Consider the following 3,864-nt stretch of genomic DNA (forward strand, 5'->3'; position numbering starts at 1 on the left):
CGCTGTGCCTGCAGTGGCATTCTCCCTGGCCGCAGGCCGAGCGCCAGGTGGCCTATCTGCAGCCCGGCATGGTCTTCGCGCCGGACCCCGACGAAGGCTACCGGATCGACGCTTTCCATCCCGTGGCCAGCCTGCTGTGCTGCCTGCAGGCGCCAGTGCCCATGCAGGCAGCGGGCGAGGCGCGGGGGGGCTCCCTGCACTGAGCGCTCGCGCCCTGGTTTCACCGCCGGCTTCCTGCGCCGCTTTCCGGCCTTGGCGCGGCAGGCTCAACGGCGCTGGTACTGCGTGGCGCCGAACAGGATTTCCCGTTCCTTGTCGTCGCGGATGGGCTTGCGTTCCGCGGCCAGGACCTCGACCCCGCGCTTGACCGCGGGGCGCTCGGCGATCTCGTTGAACCAGCGCTTGAGGTGCGGGTAGTCGTCCAGTTCCACGCCCTGGTTCTGCCAGCTGCGCAGCCAGGGGAAGGTGGCGATGTCGGCCACGGAATAGCTGTCGCCGGCCAGCCAGGCATGCGCCGACAGCTGCTTGTCGATCACGCCGTAGAGCCGGTGGGCCTCGTTGGTATAGCGGTTGATGGCGTATTCGATCTTCTCCGGCGCATACATGCGGAAATGGTGCGCCTGGCCCAGCATCGGGCCCACGCCGCCCATCTGGAACATCAGCCACTGCAGCGCCTCGTACTTGCCGCGCACGTCCTCGGGCAGGAACCTGCCGGTCTTGCCGGCAAGGTACAGCAGGATCGCCCCGGATTCGAACAGCGAGATGGGCTGGCCGTCCGGGCCGTCGGCGTCGACGATGGCCGGGATCTTGTTGTTGGGGCTGATCTTGAGGAAGTCGGGCTCGAACTGGTCGCCGGCGCCGATGTTGATGGGGTGGACCTTGTACTCGAGGCCGCACTCCTCGAGCATGATGTGAACCTTGTGGCCGTTGGGGGTGGGCCAGCTGTAGACGTCGATCATCGGATGGGGCTCCTGGCTGAGAACGCTGCGAACATGTAACCGCCACACCAACCACTGAGGTGGCGAACCGCGCGATTTAATCACAGAAGAAAAAAACGCGCAGACAGGCTGCGCGTTTCCATGTTGCCGGCAGGGCCGGCGGCAAGGCGGGGTTTGCGGCTTAGAAGCCGCGCGTCACCGGCATGCTGATGTCGTCGGGATTCAGGCTCATGTGCTTGGCCAGTTCCAGCTTGGCGATGGCGTTGCGGTGCACCTCGTCCGGACCGTCGGCCAGGCGCAGGGTGCGCTGGTGCGCCCACCACGAAGCCAGCGGGAAGTCGTCGCTGACCCCGGCGGCGCCGTGTACCTGGATGGCCCAGTCGATCACCTTCAGGGCCATGTTCGGCGCCACTACCTTGATCATGGCGATCTCGGCCTTGGCCACCTTGTTGCCCGCGGTGTCCATCATATAGGCGGCCTTGAGCGTCAGCAGGCGGGCCATTTCGATCTCGCAGCGCGCTTCGGCGATGCGCTCGCGCGTCACGCCCTGGCTGGCCACCGGCTTGCCGAAGGCGACGCGCGACAGCGCGCGCTTGCACAGCAGTTCCAGCGCGCGCTCGGCCACGCCGATGCTGCGCATGCAGTGGTGGATGCGGCCCGGTCCGAGGCGGCCCTGGGCGATCTCGAAGCCGCGGCCTTCGCCCAGCAGGATGTTGGCTGCCGGCACGCGAACGTCCTTCAGCTCGATCTCCATGTGGCCGTGCGGCGCGTCGTCGTAGCCGAACACCGGCAGGAAGCGCTTGATGGTGATGCCCGGGGTATCGGCCGGCACCACGATCATCGATTGCTGCTCATGGCGCCCGGCATCCGGGCTGGTCTTGCCCATCACGATATAGACCTGGCAGCGGGGGTCGCCCGCGCCCGACGACCACCACTTGGTGCCGTTGATCACGTATTCGTCGCCATCGCGCTGGATGCTGCAGCAGATGTTGGTGGCGTCCGACGAAGCCACGGCCGGCTCGGTCATCAGGAAGGCCGAGCGGATCTCGCCGCGCAGCAGCGGCTCCAGCCACTTGTCCTTGAGTTCTTCCGAAGCGTAGCGCTCCAGCGTTTCCATGTTGCCGGTGTCGGGCGCGGCACAGTTGAAGACTTCGGCCGACCAGGGCACCCGGCCCATGATCTCGCACAGCGGCGCGTATTCCAGGTTGGACAGGCCTTCCGGGGCACGCTTGGAGTGGGGCAGGAACAGGTTCCACAGGCCGGCTTCGCGCGCCAGCGGCTTGAGTTCCTCGATGACCTTGGTCGGCACCCAGGCGTTGCCGGCCTGGCGGTTGGCCTGGATCTCGGCGTAGAAGCGTTTCTCGTTCGGATAGATGTGCTTGTCGAAGAAGGCCAGCAGGCGCGCCTGCATTTCCTTGACCTTGGGGGTGTACTCGAATTGCATGTGGTCTCCTCCACCTCTGAGTGAGGCCGGTTTCCGGTTGGGCCGCCGCGGGTTGCGGTGGGCCGTTTCCGGCACCGGCGGACGCGGTTTGCGCCGACTGAGAAGGACTGTACCGCAATCCATGTAATTACAAAAATGAATTTTCTGGATTTGCCAGTATCAATGCGATGCATTCCGTGCCAGAATGCCAGCCATGCAGCTCTCCCGCATCGACCTGAATCTCTTCGTGGTGTTCGACGCTATCTACAGCGAAGGCAGCATCACGGCCGCCGCACGCCAGCTCAACCTGACCCAGCCGGCGGTCAGCCATGCGCTCGGGCGCCTGCGCACCTTGTTCGACGATGCGCTGTTCGAGCGGCGCGGGCAGGGCATGGCGCCCACGCCGCTGGCGCGTTCGCTGGCTGCCGAGGTGCGCACCGCGCTGCAATCCTTCGCGCGGACCCTGCAAGATACGCCGCATTTCGATCCGGCGGCCACGGTGCGCCGGTTTACCATCGGCATGCGCGATGCGCTGGAGTCGACGCTGCTGCCACCGCTGATGACGCGCGTGACCTCGGTGGCGCCGCAGGTGGAGATCGCCGCGATCCGCTTCGACCGGCGCGAGATGGAGTCCGAGCTGCTGGCGGGCACGCTGGACGCCGCCATCGATATCCTGCTGCCGGTATCGCCGGCCATCCACCATGCGCCGTTCATGGCCGATCCAATGGTGGTGCTGGCCCGCCGCGATCATCCGCTGGTGAAAAAGGAACTGACGCTGGATCGCTACCTTGCCGCCGAGCACGTCCACGTGTCGTCGCGCCGGCGCGGTGCCGGGCTGGAGGATCAGGCCTTGCACCGCATGGGGCTGACGCGCCGGGTGCGGCTGCGCTGCCAGCACTACGCGGCAGCCTGCCGCGTGGTCAGCTGCACCGACCTGCTGGCCACGCTGCCGCTACGCTACGCGCGCATCGCCAACGAACCCTATGCCAACCGCCTGCTTGCGCTGCCGTTCAGGGTGCCCTCGCTCGAACTGCATCTCTACTGGCATGCGGGGGGCGAGAACGATGGGGCCAATCGCTGGCTGCGCGACCAGTTGCTGGCGGTGATCGCCGCGCTGGGCGGCGGACAGGGCGAAGTGCCGCCGGGCTGAGCATGCCGGCTTGCCGCGGCGTCGCGCGCCGCATGCCGGTCGCCAACCGCAGGGCAGCGCACGGCGAGTGCCCTCAGGGCGCGCCTTCGGCCTGGCGTTCGATGCGCAGGGTGGCGGGCGGCAGCGAGCTGTCGGCCTGCACGGCATAAGGCAGCGGTGGCCGGCGTGGCGCAGGCACGGCCTGCCATAGCCGTTCGACCCAGGCCCTGACCTCGGGGCTCGCCGGCGATGCCGCGGCGATGCGCAGCGCCAGCGGCTTGCCGGCGGCCTGCGCGGTGTCCGCCGTCTCGGGCAACAGGCGTTCCAGCGCCAGCTGAGGCTCTTCCCGCAAACTCATCGTCCACGACACTGCC

3 protein-coding genes and 2 pseudogenes are annotated in these 3,864 nt (G+C 67.4%); 2 read left to right on the plus strand and 3 right to left on the minus strand.

Features of this window, described 5'->3' with window-relative positions:
* Nucleotides 1–203 (plus strand): annotated as a pseudogene (locus P3W85_RS16735) (hypothetical protein); the annotation flags it as partial.
* A gap of 63 nt (nt 204–266) precedes the next feature.
* Here P3W85_RS16735 and P3W85_RS16740 read toward each other — a convergent pair.
* Both P3W85_RS16740 and P3W85_RS16745 read right to left on the minus strand, forming a co-directional pair.
* Nucleotides 267–959 carry a glutathione binding-like protein gene (locus P3W85_RS16740; RefSeq protein ID WP_276265603.1) on the minus strand — a complete coding sequence of 231 codons (693 nt, stop codon included), beginning with the start codon at nt 957–959 and terminating at the stop codon, nt 267–269.
* Between the two features lie 160 nt (nt 960–1,119).
* Nucleotides 1,120–2,382, minus strand: coding sequence for an acyl-CoA dehydrogenase family protein (locus P3W85_RS16745; protein WP_017226310.1), 1,263 nt, complete (start codon nt 2,380–2,382; stop codon nt 1,120–1,122).
* A 193-nt stretch (nt 2,383–2,575) separates the two neighbouring features.
* Here P3W85_RS16745 and P3W85_RS16750 point away from each other — a divergent pair, with 193 nt between their 5' ends.
* Complete coding sequence (locus tag P3W85_RS16750) at nt 2,576–3,511, plus strand: LysR family transcriptional regulator (RefSeq protein ID WP_035810573.1); 936 nt, start codon at nt 2,576–2,578, stop codon at nt 3,509–3,511.
* 73 nt (nt 3,512–3,584) lie between these two features.
* On the opposite strand, the pseudogene P3W85_RS16755 reads toward P3W85_RS16750, so the two are convergent.
* Nucleotides 3,585–3,864, minus strand: a pseudogene (locus tag P3W85_RS16755) (hypothetical protein); the annotation flags it as partial.

Source organism: Cupriavidus basilensis, assembly GCF_029335485.1.
Taxonomy (GTDB): Bacteria; Pseudomonadota; Gammaproteobacteria; order Burkholderiales; family Burkholderiaceae; genus Cupriavidus; species Cupriavidus basilensis_E.

Coding starts and splice junctions, on each gene's coding strand:
- P3W85_RS16740 (WP_276265603.1), bottom strand. CDS start 959: ATGATCGACGTCTACAGCTGGCCCACCCCCAACGGCCACAAGGTTCAC.
- P3W85_RS16745 (WP_017226310.1), bottom strand. CDS start 2,382: ATGCAATTCGAGTACACCCCCAAGGTCAAGGAAATGCAGGCGCGCCTG.
- P3W85_RS16750 (WP_035810573.1), top strand. CDS start 2,576: ATGCAGCTCTCCCGCATCGACCTGAATCTCTTCGTGGTGTTCGACGCT.